This window comes from Staphylococcus lloydii, assembly GCF_015775975.1.
Classification (GTDB): domain Bacteria; phylum Bacillota; class Bacilli; order Staphylococcales; family Staphylococcaceae; genus Staphylococcus; species Staphylococcus lloydii.
The window spans coordinates 2,113,508-2,131,405 of the sequence record NZ_CP064056.1 but is presented as its reverse complement, the minus strand read 5'-3'; the positions used below and the strand labels follow the sequence as shown (position 1 = coordinate 2,131,405).

Below are 17,898 nucleotides of genomic sequence, written 5' to 3'. Positions count from 1 at the left end.
GTGTTATTTAGTGCTGTTGAGGTATTTAGTTTAATTTGCTACTATTTTATTAATTGGACTATGAATTCGGGAGGATGGAAAATGTGAACAAGACTTTAAGAGATATTGCTTTAGTTGTCATAGGATCATTTATCTTTGCAGCAGGTGTAAATACATTTATTATTTCGGCAAATCTTGGTGAGGGCGGTGTAACAGGTTTAGCTATTGTACTATATTATGGCTTCCATATATCACCAGGTATTACAAACTTTGTACTTAATGCTGTTTTAATAGGTTTGGGTTATAAGTTTTTAAGTAAACGTAGCATGTATCTTACTATTTTAGCTACTGTATTAATTTCAGTGTTCTTATCACTGACACAAACTTGGCGTGTCGAAACTGATAATATATTAGTAAATGCCATATTTGGCGGAACTTGTGTTGGTATAGGTATTGGTGTCATTGTTCTCGCAGGAGGTACAACTGCAGGTACAACGATTCTGGCTAAAATAGCGGCTAAATATTTAGATGTGAGTACGCCATATGCATTATTATTCTTTGATTTACTTGTGGTATTAATTTCACTAACTCAAATTAAATTATCAAGTGCATTAGTGACAGTTATTTCATTATATATTGGAACAAAAGTAATGGAATTTGTAATTGAAGGTTTAAATACGAAAAAAGCAATGACAATTATTTCCAGTCATCCCGATGAAGTGGCAAAAGTTATCGACGAGAAGGTCGGCAGAGGATTAACGATTTTAAATGGTAGAGGTTATTTTTCAAAACAGGAAAAAGATGTCTTATACGTCGTAATTTCTAAAACGCAAGTTACTAGAGCGAAACGTTTAATTCGACAAATAGATGAAAATGCCTTTCTCGTAATACATGATGTACGTGATGTTTATGGCAATGGATTTTTAGTTGATGAACATTAAATTAGAGGGTTAAGGATTACGTCAATATAAGTAATTGACGTAATCCTTTTTTGTTTGAATTTAAAAAGGTCCAATAAAATTATTGCTGTTCTGTAATAGTCAATGGGTATAAAAGATGATATAATATTTACCGTGATAATGATTATCATTTGCTACGAATTAATTAAAACTTACGAATTTAGATTTTATTATAATGATTATTAATATAGTATTACCAAGTTTTTTATGCTTATTATTTAGGAAGAAGGGTATGTATGACACGTTTAAGTGGAAATCAAGTTACCATTAGTTACGGCGATAACGTTATTGTCGATAATCTAGATGTTACAATACCGGATGGCCAAATCACTTCTATTATTGGACCAAATGGTTGTGGGAAATCAACGTTACTTAAAGCATTATCAAGACTATTATCAATTTCCAATGGGGATATTATTTTAGATGGTAAAAGCATTCATTCTCAATCTACGAAAGATATTGCCAAAAAGATTGCTATTTTACCTCAATCGCCAGAAGTTGCAGATGGATTAACAGTAGGGGAGCTTGTGTCGTATGGTCGTTTCCCTCATCAAAAAGGATTCGGGCGTCTTTCTGCAGAAGATAAAAAGGAAATAGATTGGGCTTTAAATGTTACAGGCACTTATGACTTTAAAGATCGCTCAATTAATGACTTAAGTGGTGGTCAAAGACAACGTGTTTGGATAGCTATGGCATTAGCGCAAAGAACAGACATTATTTTCTTAGATGAGCCGACTACTTACTTAGACATTTCACATCAATTAGAAATATTAGAACTTATTACACAGTTGAATCAAGAACAAGGTTGCACGATTGTAATGGTGTTACATGATATCAACCAAGCGGTACGTTTTTCAGACCACCTTATTACTATGAAAAATGGGGACATTGTTGCTGATGGCTCAACAGAAAATGTCTTAACTAAAGACATTTTAGAGAAAGTATTTAACATTGATGTAGAGATTAGTGAAGATCCACGCACAGGTAAACCAATGCTAGTCACATATGATTTATGTCGTCGTAGCTATTCACAAGTATAGGGGTATAATCATGACTACACAGAATAGAAAAAAATATAGTTTTACGACAACTTTCGGCATTGCCGTAATATTGTTAGTGGTTATGTTATTTGTATCCATTTTATTAGGTGACGCAAAAATAAATATCGGAACCATTATTCAAGCAGTATTCAATTATGATTCGAGCAATCAACAACATAATATTATTAGTGAAATTCGTATTCCGAGAGACGTTGGAGCCATTTTAGTAGGCATGGCATTGGCTACTGCTGGTGCAGTTATTCAAGGCGTTACGAAGAATGGCTTGGCAGACCCTAGTTTAATTGGTTTAAACTCTGGTGCATCATTCATGTTGGCACTAACTTATGCAACACTACCTAAAGCACCATTCTTATTATTAATGGTTGCAGGGTTTGTAGGTGCATTGCTCGGTGGCTTCATCGTGTTAATGATTGGTCGTTCTCGTAGCGATGGTTTTAACCCGATGCGCATCATTTTAGCTGGCGCTGCAGTAAGCGCTTTATTAACAGCGTTAAGTCAGGGCATTGCGTTAATGTTTAGATTAAACCAAAGTCTAACATTTTGGAGCGCTGGCGGTGTTTCAGGTACGACTTGGCCCCAACTAATTTGGGCTGCACCATTTATATTAGTCGCACTCATCATACTTATTTCAATTAGTAAACAATTAACTATTTTGAATTTGGGTGAAACATTGGCTAAAGGATTAGGGCAAAATGTAACGGCAATTCGTGGTACTACTTTAGTAATTTCTATGGTTTTAGCCGGTATAGCAGTTGCGATGGTAGGACAAATTGCTTTTGTCGGTTTAATGGTACCTCACATAGTACGTTATATTGTTGGAACAGATTATGCGCGTGTGATTCCGTTAACGGCAGTGCTTGGTGGGTTGCTTGTTTTAGTTGCCGATACTTTAGCTAGAATGCTTGGCGAAGCGCCTGTCGGTGCAATTATCTCGTTCATCGGTGTGCCTTACTTTTTATATTTAGTTAAAAAAGGAGGGCGCTTCTCATGATTAACCCTAAACTAAGACATAAACAATGGTTAACAATGATTATATTATTAGTATTGCTATTGTTGGCATGTGCTTGGAGTATGACTTCAGGTGAATATAAAATGTCGATGGGTGATTTTTTCAAAACTTTATTAGGGCAAGGTAACTATACAGACACCTTAATTTTAATAGATTTTAGATTACCGAGAATGCTTATTACAATATTAGCTGGTATTGCATTAGCAATTAGTGGTGCGGTGATACAAAGTGTTACACGTAATCCATTGGCTGAACCAGGTATTTTAGGTATCAACGCAGGTAGTGGTTTTGCTATCGCCTTGTTTATTGTTATTGGTCAAGTTAATGCCGATAATTTTGTCTATGTATTACCCATTATTAGTATGATTGGTGGTGTCGGTACAGCATTATTAATCTTTTCTTTCAGTTATAACAAGGGTGAAGGTATTACGCCTGCGAGTATGGTACTTATTGGTGTCGGTCTTGCAACTGCACTGAGTGGTGGTTCACTAACGTTAATGTCTAAATTTGATCAAGATCAATCAGAATTTATCGCTTCATGGTTAGCTGGTAACATATGGGGTGACGAATGGACGTTTGTTATCACATTTGTGCCGTGGTTAGTTATAATTATTCCATTCTTATTAATGAAAGCTAATGTACTAAATTTATTAAATGTACATGAGCATATAGCGCAAGGTGTCGGTGTTAAAGTAAGTAGAGAACGTATTGTACTATTAATATTAGCAGTCATATTATCTTCCGCTGCAGTATCTGTAGCTGGTGCAATCGGCTTTATTGGTTTGATGGGACCACATATTGCTAAATCCATTGTTGGTCCACGTCATCAATTATTTTTACCGATATCTATTGTTCTCGGTGCATTATTATTAGTGGTCTCAGATACTATAGGACAAGTGATACTGCAACCGAGTGGCGTACCAGCGGGGATTATTGTTGCAATTATTGGTGCACCTTACTTCCTATACTTAATGTACAAATCGAAAACAGTATAATATAAATCGAATTAAGTACGAGTTACTTAATTCGATTTTTTTAATTTTATTAATGATAGCGTTTACATTAAATAGTTGGGTATAATATAAAGTGAATAGTAAATAATAAGGAGGTAGCTATATGAAAAAATTAGTGAAAGATAAAACAAATTATTTACAAGATATGTTAGCGGGTATGCAAGTTTCTTCAGATAGCATTGAAGTTATATCAGATTCAGTGGTCGTTAAAAAAGATAAAAAACAACAAGGGCCAACGTTAGTTTCTGGTGGAGGAAGCGGTCATGAACCAGCGCATGCTGGCTATGTTGCACAAGGGATGTTAGATGCAGCTGTATGTGGAGAAATTTTCACGTCTCCTACTCCGGATAAAATATTAAATGCTATCAAAGCAGTTGATAATGGCGATGGCGTATTACTTATTGTTAAGAATTATGCCGGTGATGTAATGAATTTTGAAATGGCTCAAGATATGGCGAAAATGGAAGATATCAACGTTGCCATGGTAGTAGTCAAAGATGACATCGCTGTAGACGAGGAAGCACAAAGACGTGGCGTAGCTGGCACAGTACTAGTACATAAATATGCCGGTTATTTAGCAGAGCAAGGTGAAAGTCTTGATAATATCCAACAAAAAGTACAACAATTTATAGATGGAATTAAAACAATTGGTATGGCATTAACGGCACCTTTAGTGCCTTCAACAGGTAAATATGGTTTTGATATTGATGAAGATGAAATTGAAATTGGTATCGGAATCCATGGAGAGAGAGGGATATCTAAAGAGAAAATCGCACCAGTAGATGAAATCGTAGATAAATTAATTACTGAGTTAGTTAAAGAAATAGCGGGTAAAGAGTTAATTGTTATGGTAAATGGCATGGGTGGTACGCCATTATCTGAATTAGATATAGTTACGAAATATGTAGCGGAGAACTTATCAAGTCGTAATTTAAACGTTAACCATTGGATAGTCGGAGAGTATATGACTTCATTAGATATGCAAGGTTTTTCAATCACATTAGCCCCTCATTCTGAGGAACTTGAAACGGCATTGAAAGCACCGACAACAAGTCTTTATTTTGAATAGACCATTTAAGGAGGAACGATTATGGACGCACAAACTTTATCACAAAACTTATTGAATCTCGTAGATACTTTTACAGCACAGGAAGACAATTTAACAGAATTAGACCGAGCAATCGGCGACGGAGATCATGGTGTAAATATGTTGAGAGGTTTTAAAGCCTTACCTGATAAGATTGATACACAATCTGTAGCTTCAGTATTAAAATCAACAGGTATGACCTTAATGTCTAATATCGGTGGCGCTTCTGGGCCGTTATATGGCTTTAGTTTTGTTAAAATGTCCCAAGTGGCAGAAGATGAAATTACAGCTACTAATTTGAAACAATTGTTACAGGCATTTTCAGATGCAATAGCTGAAAGAGGTAAAGTATCTTTAAATGAAAAAACAATGTTTGATGTGATTGAACGCACAAGAGAAGCAGTTGAAGAAGGGAAAACAGTGACATTAGAAACTTTACAAGGATTTGCTGATGATACTAAAGATATGGTTGCTACTAAAGGTAGAGCAGCATACTTTAAAGAAGATTCTAAAGGTCACATCGATCCCGGTGCACAAAGCAGTGTTTATATTTTAAACGCTTTAATAGGAGATGAATAAATATGACAGCAATTGTATTAGTCAGTCATAGTGAAGATATTGCACAAGGTACAAAGTCATTATTAGCACAAATGGCACAAAACGTTACTGTATTTGCACAGGGCGGGACGAACGGAGAAATTGGTACATCTTTTGATGATATTCAACAAACATTAACTTCGCTTGAAGAAGATGCTATTTGCTTTTATGATATCGGTTCTGCTGAAATGAACTTAGATATGGCGCTTGATATGTATGACGGCGAATATAGAGTTGAAAAAGCGACTGCTCCTATTGTAGAAGGTAGTTTTACGGCGGCAGTGAAATTGTCAGTTGGTAGCTCTATTGATGAAACATTGGAAGAATTGAAAAATAATTTCACAAAATAAATATTTCCGAAAGATAAATCATTGTTTTGTCTGATATATCTAGTTATTTACTAAAATTTATAGAATTTAATGTATTACAAATGATTAAATTTTAAAAATGTGCTAAAATATAAACTAAATGTAAAAGGAATCTGGACTATAGGAGGACATTGCCATGCAAGATTTAATAAAGAAACATGTCTTAAACGGCGAATTTGAGTCAGTAAAAAGTTTAATGTCCGAAGCAGATTTTATGGAATTTGAAGAGGCTTATATTTCTAGCGCACATGAAGTCGAAAGTATGATGTTTTATACATGTATATTGGATATGTTGAAAAAAGAAGAAACATCAGAAATGCATGATTTAGCATTCTTACTTTTAGTTTATCCATTGAGTGAAACACAAGGTGCTTTAGACTCTGCTTATTATCATGCTGAATCATCCATAAAGCTCACTGACGGTAAAGAAGTTAAAAGTTTATTACAGATGTTATTATTACACGCTGTACCTGAACCAGTTATTTCAGATAAAAAAGCTTTTGATATATCAAGACAAATATTGAAACTTGATCCATCGAATAGTGTTGCACGTAATGTGTTGAAAGAAACAGCTAAACGTATGGATGATGTAGTAGTAGACTTTAATGAACTTAATCGTGGTAAAACTGCTGATTAATTGTTAATTACATGTAACTATTATTGATTAATTTAATAAAATTGAAATTAAAGTAACTGTTGTATGGCAAAAATACAATAGTTACTTTTTTTATCATTCACTATATGTTTTTAAATCCAAAAAAGTGATAGTAATATGAGCGTATTATTACGTTTATTGTTAATACTACAAACAAGAAGTTATCATTAAATAGAAAAATAGGTTAATTAAAATTCATTTATAATTTGTACATTACAAATTATAAATATGGTACAATGCTTCCGAAAGGAAAGGTCAGTCATGAATAAAAAACAGAAATGGATTGTTATTACAATTATAGTAATTGTGGTAGTTGCCGCTGTCGTTGGCTTATTGTTGAAAAGACATTTTGACCAGCAACATACGCAACAAGTAAAAGAAAGAGTACAAGTTAATAATAAAAACGTAAATGCATTTACGAATATTACATATAGTAAAGGTTGGGCAAATAGTCGGTTAGACATTTTAACGCCAACCGATCTTGAAAAAGATAACAAATTACCTGTTATTTTTTGGATGCATGGTGGAGGTTATATTGCCGGCGATAAACAGTATAAAAACCCATTGTTAGCTAAAATTGCTGAACAAGGCTATATCGTTGTAAATATCAACTATGCGCTAGCACCTGATTTTAAATATCCAAGTCAATTGCATCAAATCGATCAAGCCGTACAATTTATTAAACGAAACAAGCATGAGTTGCCTATTGATTTTGATCAAGTCATTTTTGGTGGGGATTCGGCTGGTGCACAAATGTCGAGTCAATATACGGCTATGCAGACTAATAAGTCATTAAGAAACGAAATGCATTTCAAACAACGATTTGATAATGATCAAATAAAAGCAGCGATATTTTTCGGCGGTTTTTATGATATGAAAACAGTAAGACAAACAGAATTCCCAAGAATTCAGCTATTTATGCAAAGTTATACGGGTGAAAGAAATTGGGAACAGCAATTTAAAAATATTTCTCAAATGTCGACAATTAATCAAGTTACAAAAAATTATCCACCAACTTATCTATCGGTAGGAGATGCAGATCCATTTTATAGTCAAAATATCGCATTTAAGAAAAAATTAGAAGAAGAAGATGTACCTGTAGATGACCTTTTCTATGACGGAACGCATCATTTAAGGCATCAATATCAATTCCATTTAGAGTTACCTGAGTCTAAACAAAATATGAAAGATGTTTTAGGATTCTTAAGTCGTAACACAAGTTCTTCTGGTGTTGAAACAAAAGTAAATAACGAAGATAGTAATCCAAATGGTGTAGATTTAAATCCATATTAATAAGAAAGGGCATAAAAACTTAGCGTTTTTATGCCCTTTCAACATGTTATACTTAAAGTAATAGTTTTGACATTACATATTCATTATAATATTTATTATCGATGAAAAGTTTGTCTCTTAGTTCGCCTTCAATCTGGTATCCAGCAGCTTTGAATATATCAACTGCGGCGACATTTTCAGTGACGACAGTAACTTCAATACGTCTGATGTTATGGTTTAAACACCAAGCCTCCACTGAATTTATAAGTGATTGGCCAAGGCCTTTTTCTCTATAAAATTTAACGACACCCATAGAAAATTTTGCTTCATGTTTTGTACGTGCATAGTCTTTAGTTGTAACTGTAGCAAAACCTACAAGCTCACTGTTATATTCTGCTACATAGATAGCATTTGTAGGAGAAGTGATAAAATGTTCTAATTTACTTAAAGCATCAGTGATTGATGGTGCATATTCACCTGGATTATATATCATAAAATCAGACTCATCATAGATAGACTTTAATAATTTAATAAAGTCCTGGACGTCATTGATACCAATTTCTCGTATTTGATGGACCATGGTTTTAAACACCTCGTTTCTGGGCAATTTATATTTAGTATAATATAAATTGCAAATATAATCTTTAGTTTTTTCAAAACAATATAATTTATTAACAAAAAAGGAGTGGCGTCGATGAAGCCTAAAGTGCTACTTGCAGGAGCTACAGGATATATAGGGAAAAATTTAATAGCTTCAATTAAATCAGAAGCGCAATTATATACACTGTCTAAATATCCAAAAGAGGAAGAAGTGCAAGAAGTCATTTGGTTAAAAAAAGATATATATAATTATCGAGATGTCGTTGATGCAATGGAAGGAATGGATATTGCCATTTATTATTTAGACCCAACTAAGCATTCGGCAAAGTTAACCGACGCTACTGCAAAAGATTTAAACCTTATCGCTGCAGATAATTTTGGTCGTGCCGCAGCGATTAATAAAGTAACAAAAATTATTTATATTGGTGGCAGTCGTTTTGATCGCGAAACTGTTGAAAGATTATCAGCGTATGGTGTTACAGTAGAAGAAACGGAAAATAGAGTCGCACGACCCCATGTTTCTGCTGAATTGCAAGTGTCAAAATATGATGATGTTCGCACAGCAATGAATATGCAATTACCCGTTAATTGGTCACTAGAACATATGGTGAAAGCGTATATGTCATGGTTAAATGAAACAAAGGGAACGATAATTCATAGTTACAATGAAGGCGATAACTTTTTTATTTATTTAAAACGTAAAGATAGACCCTTATTAATATTACACAAAGTGCAGACTGCGGAAGATATAATTACAATGCATTTAGTCGGTGGCAGTTTAACTAAACCTAATATCAAAAAACAAGGTAAGTTAGAATTTAGATTATTAAAAGGCTCTTCTAAAGTAATGGTTCATTTGCATGACTATATCCCTAAAGTTATATGGCCAATTTATTACGTTTCGCAAGCGCCATTTCAAAAAATGATGTTACGGGGCTTTGATGTTAATTGCCGTATTAAAAACTTTCAAGAAAGACTCCGTTCGGGCGAAAGCATGAAATACACTAAATAATCATTGGAGGCATCGCGAGTGAAAATACTATTAGTAGAAGATGACAAGACGTTATTTAATGAGTTAAGTAAAGAATTAAATCAATGGGATTTTGAAGTGGAAGGTGTAGCAGACTTTTCAGATGTCGTTGCATCTTTTGAACAAGTTAAACCTAAAATTATTATCATGGATATTCAATTACCTAAATATGATGGTTTTCATTGGACGAGAAAAATCCGCCAATCTTCCAACGTTCCAATACTATTTTTATCTTCAAGAGATAGCCCTATGGATCAAGTAATGGGGATGGAACTTGGTGCAGATGATTACGTACAAAAGCCGTTTAACACGAATGTACTTGTTGCCAAATTACAAGCTATTTATCGCAGGGTATATGAATTTAATACTGAAGAAAAAAGAAATATAGACTGGCAAGGTGCTACGTTAGACTTAACAAAAGACGTTATTAGCAAAGACAATCAAGATATTGTGTTATCAAAAACAGAAATGATTATTTTAGAAATGCTTGTACGAAAACAAAATCAAATCGTAACGAGAGATACCATTATAACGGCCTTATGGGATGATGAGGCTTTCGTGAGTGATAATACATTGACAGTGAATGTTAATCGTTTACGTAAGAAGTTAAAAGATATAGGCATGGATAATGAAATTGAAACTAAAGTCGGTAGGGGTTACCTAGCACATGGGTAATATTAAACTATTATGGATGTATTTGAGGTCACGGTTGCGATGGATTTTATGGATTATCTTTTTAAACGTCATTATTCTTGTCATCGCTGCAATTGATTATGATATTGATGTCGGCAGCGTATTATATATAGTTATTTTGAATATTGGTTTAACTATAGTTTATATCATCTTTTCATTTGTTAAAGAAACACAGTTTATACGCCATATTATAAATAATAAAGAAATAGAAGAGATTAAACATAAAAATTTAGCCGATACGCCTTTTCAAAGAGAAGTGGTAGCATTTTTATATAATAATATAGCGAATCAAAAAGCTATCCTGAATCAACAACGACAACAAATTAAGACATACGAACAAACACTAACGACTTTTGTTCATGATATAAAAACGCCTGTAACTTCATTGAAATTATTAATAGATAAAGAACAAGATAGCGAACGTAAGAAGTCATTAATTTATGAGTGGTCACGTATTAACTCAATGTTAGATGTACAACTATATTTAACACGTATGCAATCTCAAAATAAAGATCTATATTTTGAACATGTGTCTTTAAGAAAGTTAGTAATAGAAGAGATTCAATTAACGCGATTTATAAGTCAAGCGAGAGGTATAGGTTTTGATTTATTAATTGATGATGAGCTACAGATTTATACAGATACCAAGTTATGTCGCATGATGATTAGACAGGCACTATCAAATGCTATTAAATATAGTGAAGACAGTACGATCATTCTAGAGGCAACGATAATAAACAATCATGTCACATTAAGTATAAAAGATGAAGGTAGAGGTATTAGTACTAAAGATTTACCGCGTATATTTGAAAGAGGCTTTACATCTACGTCGTTCCATAACGATTCGGCTTCGTCGGGCATCGGTCTATACTTAGTAAATGAATTGAAGAAAGCGTTGAAAGTAACGGTTAATATTAACTCAGAACTCAATAAGGGGACTGAAGTTATCTTCACGTTTCCTGAACAAAACGATATTGTGAAACGACTCTCTCAGCATGCAGATGATTAAATTATAATTTACAACAATATAAGATAGTCATTTATATATTTCTAACTTTGTAAAAAATTGAATATAATAGGTTTTTGTTATATGCATTAACTTGTTTATTAAATTAATGAGATGAATGTTAAGAATTTGTAAATTCAATTGTAGAATTGTAAATTTTGTGCTATTTTCTAGTAAGGCAAAACAAGTCCTGTAAGTTAGCATTATAGATAGTAAGCAACATTTATTAGAGAAAAAATTACTACATATATAAGTGATTTTCATTTATAATAACTGAGGGACAGATGTTTAGCTGTTAAGGCTTTAAATTATTAAATTTATTGATGGTGATTATTAACAATCGCTGTAAATGGAGGATTTTATTGAATGTTTAATAAGAAAAAAGACAAATTCATGGTACAACTAGAGGAAATGGTGTTTAACCTAGACCGCGCTGCGATTGAATTTGGGAAAATGGATTTTAACACACACTTAGACTTAAAAGCATATTCAGACAATATTAAGACTTATGAATCACATGGTGACGATTTAATGCATCAAGTGATTTCAGATTTGAATCAAACATTCATTACACCTATTGAACGTGAAGATATTTTATCTTTATGTAATGCAATTGATGATGTGCTTGATGCAATTGAAGAAACATCAGGCATGTTCGAAATGTACTCAATAGAATATACTGATGAGTACATGGCAGAATTTGTTGATAATATCCAAAAAGCAGTTGCTGAAATGAAATTAGCTGTGGGATTATTAGTAGATAAAAAGTTATCTCATATGCGTATACATTCTATTAATATTAAAGAATTTGAAACTAACTGTGATGGTATTTTACGTCAATCTATCAAACATATTTTCAATAGTGAAACAGATCCTATTACATTAATTAAAATTAAAGAAATATATGAAAGTTTAGAAGATATTGCCGATAAATGCCAAGTTGTGGCAAATAATTTTGAAACAATTATTATGAAAAATAGCTAAGGAGTCCTAATTTATGGAATATATTTTAATCGTCACTATAGCTATCGTAATATTTTCACTATTATTTGACTTTATCAATGGCTTTCATGATACTGCCAATGCTGTAGCGACTGCCGTTTCAACTAGAGCACTAACGCCTAAAACTGCAATTTTTCTTGCCGCAATAATGAACTTTATTGGTGCATTAACTTTTACAGGTGTTGCTGGAACAATCACGAAGGATATTGTAGACCCGTTCAAACTTGAAAATGGGCTTGTTGTAGTGTTATCAGCTATCTTGGCCGCAATTATTTGGAACTTAGTTACATGGCTTTATGGTATTCCAAGTTCCTCATCACATGCTTTAATTGGTTCTATCGCAGGTGCGGCTATTGCGTCGCAAGGTTCATTTGCGGTATTACACTACGAAGGATTCACTAAAATCATCGTAGTATTATTGTTATCACCGGTTGTAGCGTTTATAGTCGGCTTTATCATTTATTCAATTGTTAAAATTGTTTTTAAAAATGCAAATTTAACAAAAACGAATCGTAACTTTAGATTTTTCCAAATATTTACTGCATCATTACAGTCATTCTCGCATGGTACTAACGATGCGCAAAAATCTATGGGTATTATTACGTTAGCGCTTATTGTTGCAAACATTCAAACAGGTTCAAGTGTTGAACCACAATTATGGGTAAAAATTGCCTGTGCGACAGCAATGGGACTAGGTACAGCAGTAGGTGGTTGGAAAATCATCAAAACTGTTGGTGGTAATATTATGAAAATACGACCAGCAAATGGTGCAGCAGCAGACTTATCTTCTGCTTTAACTATATTCGTAGCATCATCACTGCACTTCCCATTATCAACAACACACGTTGTATCATCTTCAATACTAGGGGTTGGTTCATCTAACCGTATTAAAGGTGTTAAATGGAAAACTGCACAACGTATGATTATAACTTGGGTTATAACATTACCTTGTTCAGCAATTTTAGCTGCATTGATTTTCTACGTTGTTAATTTAATTATCTAATTGTAAATAATCATCAATAGTCATATATTAAAAACCATTGTTATTAAAAGTTGGAAGGTACTTTTAGTAACAATGGTTTTTTAATAGCTAAAAAACACTCAAGAACATCAATTGTTAGATGTTCTTGAGTATATAATTATATATTGTATTGTCACATTCTTAGTGAATGTAGTTGTAGCTTGAAGCTTGAGAAGCTGGGATAGTACGGTATCCAACTGTACCAGGTGCAGTGTTGTAGTTCATTTCTGAAACCATAATACTACCATCTGGATTAACACGTTCAACATATGCTACGTGACCTACAGGTCCTTCATAAGTTTGTAAGATTGAGCCAACGCTTGGGCTGTTATTTATAGTGTAACCATCGTTAGCAGCGGCGTTAGCCCAGTCTTGAGCATTGTACCAATAAGTACTGATTGGTTTACCTGCTTCAGCACGACGATTAAATACGTGCCAAGTACATTGTCCCCAGTCATATAAATTTGCACTGTTTGCAGATTGGCTAGGTGCTGGACTTGTAGCAGTGTCTCCGCCACCTGCACCGCCACCAGTTGAACCAGCGCCAGGAATTTGTAATGTTTGGTTTGGTTGGATAATGTAGTTGTTTAAGTTATTAGCTGACATTAATTCATCAACTGAAACACCATATTTATTAGCGATTACTGCTAAAGTTTCACCAGATTGAACAGTGTGAGTTGAACCGCCTGATGCTTCAGAAGAAGTATTTGAAGACGTGTTAGAGCTAGAGTCTTGTGATCCGCTGCCACCAATTTCAATGACTTGTCCCGGGAAAACAATATTGTTACTAATATTATTATTTTTTTTGATTTCGTCTACTGAAGTATTATATTTTTGAGCGATTGACCAAAGTGACTCACCTGATTTTACAGTATGTTGTGTAGATGCATGTGCATCATGATTTGCTAAAATAGCAGCTGTCCCTGATGCAGCAGTAACTGCAAATGCTAACTTTTTCAAAATTACTCCTCCTCAATATCTCTATGTACATTTAAAATGATTCATAGAACGTTCATGTATTGTTAATTCACAACCCATACTAACAGAAAAATAGTTGTTTATGTCTGATGTTATAAACTTGTAATATTAGCAATACACAAGTGTAAAATTACAATTACGTCTGACTGTGCCTTTTTACGCCGTTTATAAGATGTTTTACATTGTATGGGGTTTAATAATTTAAGAAATTGTAATATTAAGTAACACAAAATATTGAAGATTAAAGTACATATATAATATTATGTGTTATTTTAAATATGTGTTAGTTTAGAAATAATAATATGTTTAAAAGGTAGGGAAGAACATGGCGGAAGCTTCGCAACAAACAAAGAATTATAATATGAAGAAAAATAAAGACCAAGCAAAAGCATACGGTAAAGTATGGTTATTCTTTGTATATTATTGGATAATCTTTGGAATTGGCTGTTATTTTGGACAGTTTTTACCAATGTCTTGGCGTAAACCATTATCCATTGCACTATTAGTGCTCGTATTAATTACGTTATTTACTAATCGAGCTCGTAAATCAGGTTTAGTGATATCTCATATCTATACTGTCGTAGTTGGTTTGTTAGCATATGCGACATTTACCAGTTATTTACAAAATTTAGGTGAAGAGGTATTTTACAAAAACGTTATCTTAGCGATAGCTGCATTTATTGTATTTGGACTTATCGGTTATTTCCTAATCGGGAACGCCTCTAGTATGGGGAAATACTTATTCGTAACATTAATTGCATTAGTAATAGCAGGTATCGTAGGAATGTTTATTCATAATCCAATATTCCATACAATAATTACGGTCGTAGGGTTACTGTTATTCTTATTATATACGCTATACGATTTTAACCGTATGAAACGAGGTAAATTCTCACCGAGAGAAATGGGCTTCAACTTGTTTATTAACTTACTACACATAATTAAATACGTGTTAAATTTAGCCGTACGCATGAACAAAAGATAAAATATATAACTGAATTGAATATTGATATAGAAGAGACGGGTTTTGTTGTACAATAACGACAGACGCGTCTCTTTTATGTTTAAATAATGGGAGAGGATTGTAAATACAAAGTTTATAGCTTTTCAACTATATAATAAGCGTGATTTACGCTATAATATAAATGTTACATTTTGAGGATTAAGAAAGTGAGATGAAATTATGGGTCGTAAATGGAATAATATCAAAGAGAAAAAAGCCCAAAAAGATAAAAATACGAGTCGTATTTATGCGAAATTTGGTAAAGAAATTTATGTTGCTGCAAAATCAGGAGAGCCTGATCCAGAATCAAATCAAACTTTACGTTTAACTTTAGAAAGAGCAAAAACGTATTCTGTGCCAAACCATATCATTGAAAAAGCAATCGAAAAGGCTAAAGGTGCAGGAGAAGAAAACTACGATCACTTAAGATATGAAGGTTTTGGACCAAGTGGTTCAATGATCATTGTTGATGCTTTAACAAACAACGTAAATAGAACAGCCTCAGACGTAAGAGCCGCTTTTGGTAAGAATGGCGGTAATATGGGTGTATCTGGTTCTGTAGCATATATGTTTGACCATACAGCAGTATTTGGTTTTGAAGGTTATTCAGCAGATGATATCTTAGAACAATTAATGGAACAAGAAATCGATGTGCGAGACGTTGTTGAAGAAGAAGGTTTAACAATCGTCTATGCTGAACCAGAGCAATTTGCACAAGTGCAAGATGCATTGAAAGCATATGGTGTTGAAGAATTTAAAGTAGCGGAATTCGAAATGTTACCACAAAGCGACGTCGAATTATCTGCTGAAGATCAAGAAGTATTCGAAAAACTTATTGATGCTTTAGAAGATTTAGAAGATGTACAAAATGTCTTCCATAACGTGGAGTTAAATTAATGACTCCAAATATTGAGCGCTGGATTGAACAATTGAACTTAACACCACATCCTGAAGGTGGTTATTATAGAGAAATTATTACAGGTAACAGTTCAGACTCAACACGCGCGCCATACTCTAGCATTTATTTCTTGTTGTCGCATGACAATATATCACATTTTCATCGTATAGACGCCGATGAAATATGGTATCATCACGAAGGTCACACGTTATTAGTGCATATGATTGAACCGGATGGTCAATATAAATGTATTAGGTTGGGCAAAAATACAGATGAAGGCGATGTATTACAATCTGTTGTGCCTAAAGGTACGATATTTGCATCTTCAATTGCTAATGAGGAAGGTTACGCTTTAGTAGGATGTATGTGCCAACCTGCATTTGATTTTAAGCACTTCGAAATATTTACCCAAGCCGAATTAAAGCAGCTATACCCACATTTAAATAAAGTTATAGCGCGTTATGCTTTGGCAGAAAAGTAATTTATTAATAAAACAGCTTCTCAACATTAAATGTTGAGAAGCTGTTTTTTATTATTATTCTCGTACAGACGTGCTATTTCGAAGTGTTGAAGACGTCGTTAGCAATTTCTACGACATAAGCTAATTTATTCCATTGCTCTTCTTCAGTTAATTGATTCCCTTCTTCAGTAGAAGCGAATCCACATTGTGGGCTTAAACATATTTGATCTTCGCTAATATAATTTTTAGCTTCTTCAATACGTGCTAAAATCGTTTCTTTGTTTTCTAACTCGCCACTTTTAGAAGTAAAGAGTCCTAAAACGGCTGCACTATTTTCTGGGAAATAACGTAACGGTTCAAAATCACCTGAACGGTCATCGTCATATTCAAGGAAAAAGCCACCTAAATTTTCTTTAAACAAATACGGTGCTATAGGTTCATATCCTCCAGAAATGGCCCAAGTAGATTTGTAGTTACCGCGGCAAATATGCGTTGTAATTAATAAATCTTCTGGTAAACCTTGAATCGCTTCGTTGATAACTGCGTACGCTAATTGACGTGCACGTTCTTTTTCTTCTTCAGAACGGTCACGGCCTCGTGTTTTTTGAGTACCAGAAGTTAAATTAGCCCAATAGACGTCGTCTAATTGGATATAGCGTGCACCTAAATCGTAAAATTTTTGCAATGATTCATGATAAGCTTGAGCCACATCATGTGCAAAGTCTTTAATATCTGGGTAAATATCTTCATTTAAAATGTTTGGGTGGAACAATTGGTTAGGACTTGGGATAGAAACTTTTGCTATGCCACGATCTCCAACTTTGTCATATAAAAATTTGAAATGTTCAAAATGCGGATGGTTTGAATTGAATCTTACTTTGTCTATGATACGTACATTGTGACTACGTGTTTCCACGCCTTCGAATGACAATCCGTGTTCGGGAGTATAACCCTGAACGCCGTCTAAATTTTCTAAGAAATCGAAATGCCACCAACTTCTTCTAAATTCACCATCTGTAATACTATGTAAACCGACTTCTAGTTGTTTTTCTATGATGCGTTCAATCTCTGCATCTTCTACTTTTTGCAAATCTTCAGCTGAAATTTCATTGTTTTGAAATTGTGTTCTCGCTTGTTTTAATCTTTCTGGTCTTAGTAAACTGCCAACATGGTCGGCGCGAAATGGTCGTTGTAGTACTGTCATTCA

The 17,898-nt window shown here is 33.7% G+C and carries 20 protein-coding genes; 17 read left to right on the top strand and 3 right to left on the bottom strand.

From position 1 onward, the window contains the following. Positions 1-83 precede the first annotated feature (83 nt). The 9 genes from ISP08_RS10490 (at position 84) to ISP08_RS10450 (ending at position 8,021) form a co-directional block, all read left to right on the top strand. Positions 84-920: a YitT family protein gene (locus ISP08_RS10490; protein ID WP_048792491.1), complete on the top strand. Its 837-nt coding sequence runs from the start codon at positions 84-86 to the stop codon at positions 918-920. A gap of 254 nt (positions 921-1,174) precedes the next feature. Beyond that, positions 1,175-1,978 (top strand): ABC transporter ATP-binding protein, encoded by an 804-nt coding sequence (locus ISP08_RS10485; protein WP_048792492.1) that lies wholly within the window; start codon positions 1,175-1,177, stop codon positions 1,976-1,978. A 10-nt stretch (positions 1,979-1,988) separates the two neighbouring features. Further along, entirely contained in the window at positions 1,989-2,990 is a 1,002-nt protein-coding gene (locus tag ISP08_RS10480) for a FecCD family ABC transporter permease (protein ID WP_195718593.1), read from the top strand. After that, positions 2,987-4,003 (top strand): FecCD family ABC transporter permease, encoded by a 1,017-nt coding sequence (locus ISP08_RS10475; protein WP_195718592.1) that lies wholly within the window; start codon positions 2,987-2,989, stop codon positions 4,001-4,003. Before ISP08_RS10480 ends, ISP08_RS10475 begins: the two co-directional genes overlap by 4 nt. A 121-nt stretch (positions 4,004-4,124) precedes the next feature. After that, positions 4,125-5,090: a dihydroxyacetone kinase subunit DhaK gene (gene dhaK, locus ISP08_RS10470; protein ID WP_195718591.1), complete on the top strand. Its 966-nt coding sequence runs from the start codon at positions 4,125-4,127 to the stop codon at positions 5,088-5,090. Positions 5,091-5,111: 21 nt separating this feature from the next. Next, a complete protein-coding gene (dhaL, locus tag ISP08_RS10465; RefSeq protein WP_195718590.1) occupies positions 5,112-5,687 on the top strand; it encodes a dihydroxyacetone kinase subunit DhaL in 576 nt (191 codons plus the stop codon). A gap of 2 nt (positions 5,688-5,689) precedes the next feature. Then, positions 5,690-6,055 (top strand): dihydroxyacetone kinase phosphoryl donor subunit DhaM, encoded by a 366-nt coding sequence (gene dhaM / locus ISP08_RS10460; RefSeq protein WP_195718589.1) that lies wholly within the window; start codon positions 5,690-5,692, stop codon positions 6,053-6,055. Between the two features lie 154 nt (positions 6,056-6,209). Then, on the top strand, positions 6,210-6,710 hold the full coding sequence (locus tag ISP08_RS10455) for a hypothetical protein (protein WP_048792497.1): 501 nt from the start codon (positions 6,210-6,212) through the stop codon (positions 6,708-6,710). Between the two features lie 279 nt (positions 6,711-6,989). Continuing rightward, positions 6,990-8,021 (top strand): alpha/beta hydrolase, encoded by a 1,032-nt coding sequence (locus ISP08_RS10450; protein WP_048792498.1) that lies wholly within the window; start codon positions 6,990-6,992, stop codon positions 8,019-8,021. A gap of 52 nt (positions 8,022-8,073) precedes the next feature. On the opposite strand, the gene ISP08_RS10445 is transcribed toward ISP08_RS10450, so the two are convergent. Beyond that, on the bottom strand, positions 8,074-8,580 hold the full coding sequence (locus tag ISP08_RS10445; protein WP_048792499.1) for a GNAT family N-acetyltransferase: 507 nt from the start codon (positions 8,578-8,580) through the stop codon (positions 8,074-8,076). Positions 8,581-8,694: 114 nt separating this feature from the next. On the opposite strand from ISP08_RS10445, the gene ISP08_RS10440 reads away from it, so the two are divergent. From ISP08_RS10440 to ISP08_RS10420, 5 genes are all read left to right on the top strand, one after another. After that, the gene (locus ISP08_RS10440; protein ID WP_048792500.1) at positions 8,695-9,612 is read left to right on the top strand and encodes a Rossmann-fold NAD(P)-binding domain-containing protein; all 918 of its coding nucleotides are present in this window, start codon (positions 8,695-8,697) and stop codon (positions 9,610-9,612) included. Between the two features lie 18 nt (positions 9,613-9,630). Beyond that, positions 9,631-10,305 carry a response regulator transcription factor gene (locus tag ISP08_RS10435; protein ID WP_048792501.1) on the top strand — a complete coding sequence of 225 codons (675 nt, stop codon included), beginning with the start codon at positions 9,631-9,633 and terminating at the stop codon, positions 10,303-10,305. Further along, complete coding sequence (locus tag ISP08_RS10430) at positions 10,298-11,332, top strand: sensor histidine kinase (protein WP_195718588.1); 1,035 nt, start codon at positions 10,298-10,300, stop codon at positions 11,330-11,332. The genes ISP08_RS10435 and ISP08_RS10430 overlap by 8 nt, the downstream gene beginning before the upstream one ends. Before the next feature lie 363 nt (positions 11,333-11,695). After that, a complete protein-coding gene (locus ISP08_RS10425; RefSeq protein WP_048792503.1) occupies positions 11,696-12,313 on the top strand; it encodes a DUF47 domain-containing protein in 618 nt (205 codons plus the stop codon). A 13-nt stretch (positions 12,314-12,326) separates the two neighbouring features. Further along, on the top strand, positions 12,327-13,334 hold the full coding sequence (locus ISP08_RS10420) for an inorganic phosphate transporter (RefSeq protein ID WP_195718587.1): 1,008 nt from the start codon (positions 12,327-12,329) through the stop codon (positions 13,332-13,334). Between the two features lie 159 nt (positions 13,335-13,493). On the opposite strand, the gene ISP08_RS10415 is transcribed toward ISP08_RS10420, so the two are convergent. Further along, the gene (locus tag ISP08_RS10415) at positions 13,494-14,312 is read right to left on the bottom strand and encodes a LysM peptidoglycan-binding domain-containing protein (RefSeq protein ID WP_048792505.1); all 819 of its coding nucleotides are present in this window, start codon (positions 14,310-14,312) and stop codon (positions 13,494-13,496) included. Between the two features lie 343 nt (positions 14,313-14,655). On the opposite strand from ISP08_RS10415, the gene ISP08_RS10410 reads away from it, so the two are divergent. From ISP08_RS10410 to ISP08_RS10400, 3 genes are all read left to right on the top strand, one after another. Then, positions 14,656-15,315, top strand: a complete 660-nt coding sequence (locus tag ISP08_RS10410; RefSeq protein ID WP_195718586.1) for a Bax inhibitor-1/YccA family protein — start codon at positions 14,656-14,658, stop codon at positions 15,313-15,315. Positions 15,316-15,513: 198 nt separating this feature from the next. Continuing rightward, on the top strand, positions 15,514-16,230 hold the full coding sequence (locus ISP08_RS10405; RefSeq protein WP_048792507.1) for a YebC/PmpR family DNA-binding transcriptional regulator: 717 nt from the start codon (positions 15,514-15,516) through the stop codon (positions 16,228-16,230). Continuing rightward, positions 16,230-16,712: a cupin domain-containing protein gene (locus ISP08_RS10400; protein WP_195718585.1), complete on the top strand. Its 483-nt coding sequence runs from the start codon at positions 16,230-16,232 to the stop codon at positions 16,710-16,712. Before ISP08_RS10405 ends, ISP08_RS10400 begins: the two co-directional genes overlap by 1 nt. 73 nt (positions 16,713-16,785) lie before the next feature. Here ISP08_RS10400 and ISP08_RS10395 read toward each other — a convergent pair whose 3' ends face one another. Beyond that, positions 16,786-17,895 (bottom strand): 5-methyltetrahydropteroyltriglutamate--homocysteine S-methyltransferase, encoded by a 1,110-nt coding sequence (locus tag ISP08_RS10395; RefSeq protein WP_195718584.1) that lies wholly within the window; start codon positions 17,893-17,895, stop codon positions 16,786-16,788. Positions 17,896-17,898: the final 3 nt, after the last annotated feature.

Excerpts from the sequence above, each read along its gene's own strand:
- ISP08_RS10485 (WP_048792492.1), top strand. The coding sequence starts at position 1,175 with ATGACACGTTTAAGTGGAAATCAAGTTACCATTAGTTACGGCGATAAC.
- ISP08_RS10480 (WP_195718593.1), top strand. The coding sequence starts at position 1,989 with ATGACTACACAGAATAGAAAAAAATATAGTTTTACGACAACTTTCGGC.
- ISP08_RS10475 (WP_195718592.1), top strand. The coding sequence starts at position 2,987 with ATGATTAACCCTAAACTAAGACATAAACAATGGTTAACAATGATTATA.
- dhaK (WP_195718591.1), top strand. The coding sequence starts at position 4,125 with ATGAAAAAATTAGTGAAAGATAAAACAAATTATTTACAAGATATGTTA.
- dhaL (WP_195718590.1), top strand. The coding sequence starts at position 5,112 with ATGGACGCACAAACTTTATCACAAAACTTATTGAATCTCGTAGATACT.
- dhaM (WP_195718589.1), top strand. The coding sequence starts at position 5,690 with ATGACAGCAATTGTATTAGTCAGTCATAGTGAAGATATTGCACAAGGT.
- ISP08_RS10455 (WP_048792497.1), top strand. The coding sequence starts at position 6,210 with ATGCAAGATTTAATAAAGAAACATGTCTTAAACGGCGAATTTGAGTCA.
- ISP08_RS10450 (WP_048792498.1), top strand. The coding sequence starts at position 6,990 with ATGAATAAAAAACAGAAATGGATTGTTATTACAATTATAGTAATTGTG.
- ISP08_RS10445 (WP_048792499.1), bottom strand. The coding sequence starts at position 8,580 with ATGGTCCATCAAATACGAGAAATTGGTATCAATGACGTCCAGGACTTT.
- ISP08_RS10440 (WP_048792500.1), top strand. The coding sequence starts at position 8,695 with ATGAAGCCTAAAGTGCTACTTGCAGGAGCTACAGGATATATAGGGAAA.
- ISP08_RS10430 (WP_195718588.1), top strand. The coding sequence starts at position 10,298 with ATGGGTAATATTAAACTATTATGGATGTATTTGAGGTCACGGTTGCGA.
- ISP08_RS10425 (WP_048792503.1), top strand. The coding sequence starts at position 11,696 with ATGTTTAATAAGAAAAAAGACAAATTCATGGTACAACTAGAGGAAATG.
- ISP08_RS10420 (WP_195718587.1), top strand. The coding sequence starts at position 12,327 with ATGGAATATATTTTAATCGTCACTATAGCTATCGTAATATTTTCACTA.
- ISP08_RS10410 (WP_195718586.1), top strand. The coding sequence starts at position 14,656 with ATGGCGGAAGCTTCGCAACAAACAAAGAATTATAATATGAAGAAAAAT.
- ISP08_RS10405 (WP_048792507.1), top strand. The coding sequence starts at position 15,514 with ATGGGTCGTAAATGGAATAATATCAAAGAGAAAAAAGCCCAAAAAGAT.
- ISP08_RS10400 (WP_195718585.1), top strand. The coding sequence starts at position 16,230 with ATGACTCCAAATATTGAGCGCTGGATTGAACAATTGAACTTAACACCA.
- ISP08_RS10395 (WP_195718584.1), bottom strand. The coding sequence starts at position 17,895 with ATGACAGTACTACAACGACCATTTCGCGCCGACCATGTTGGCAGTTTA.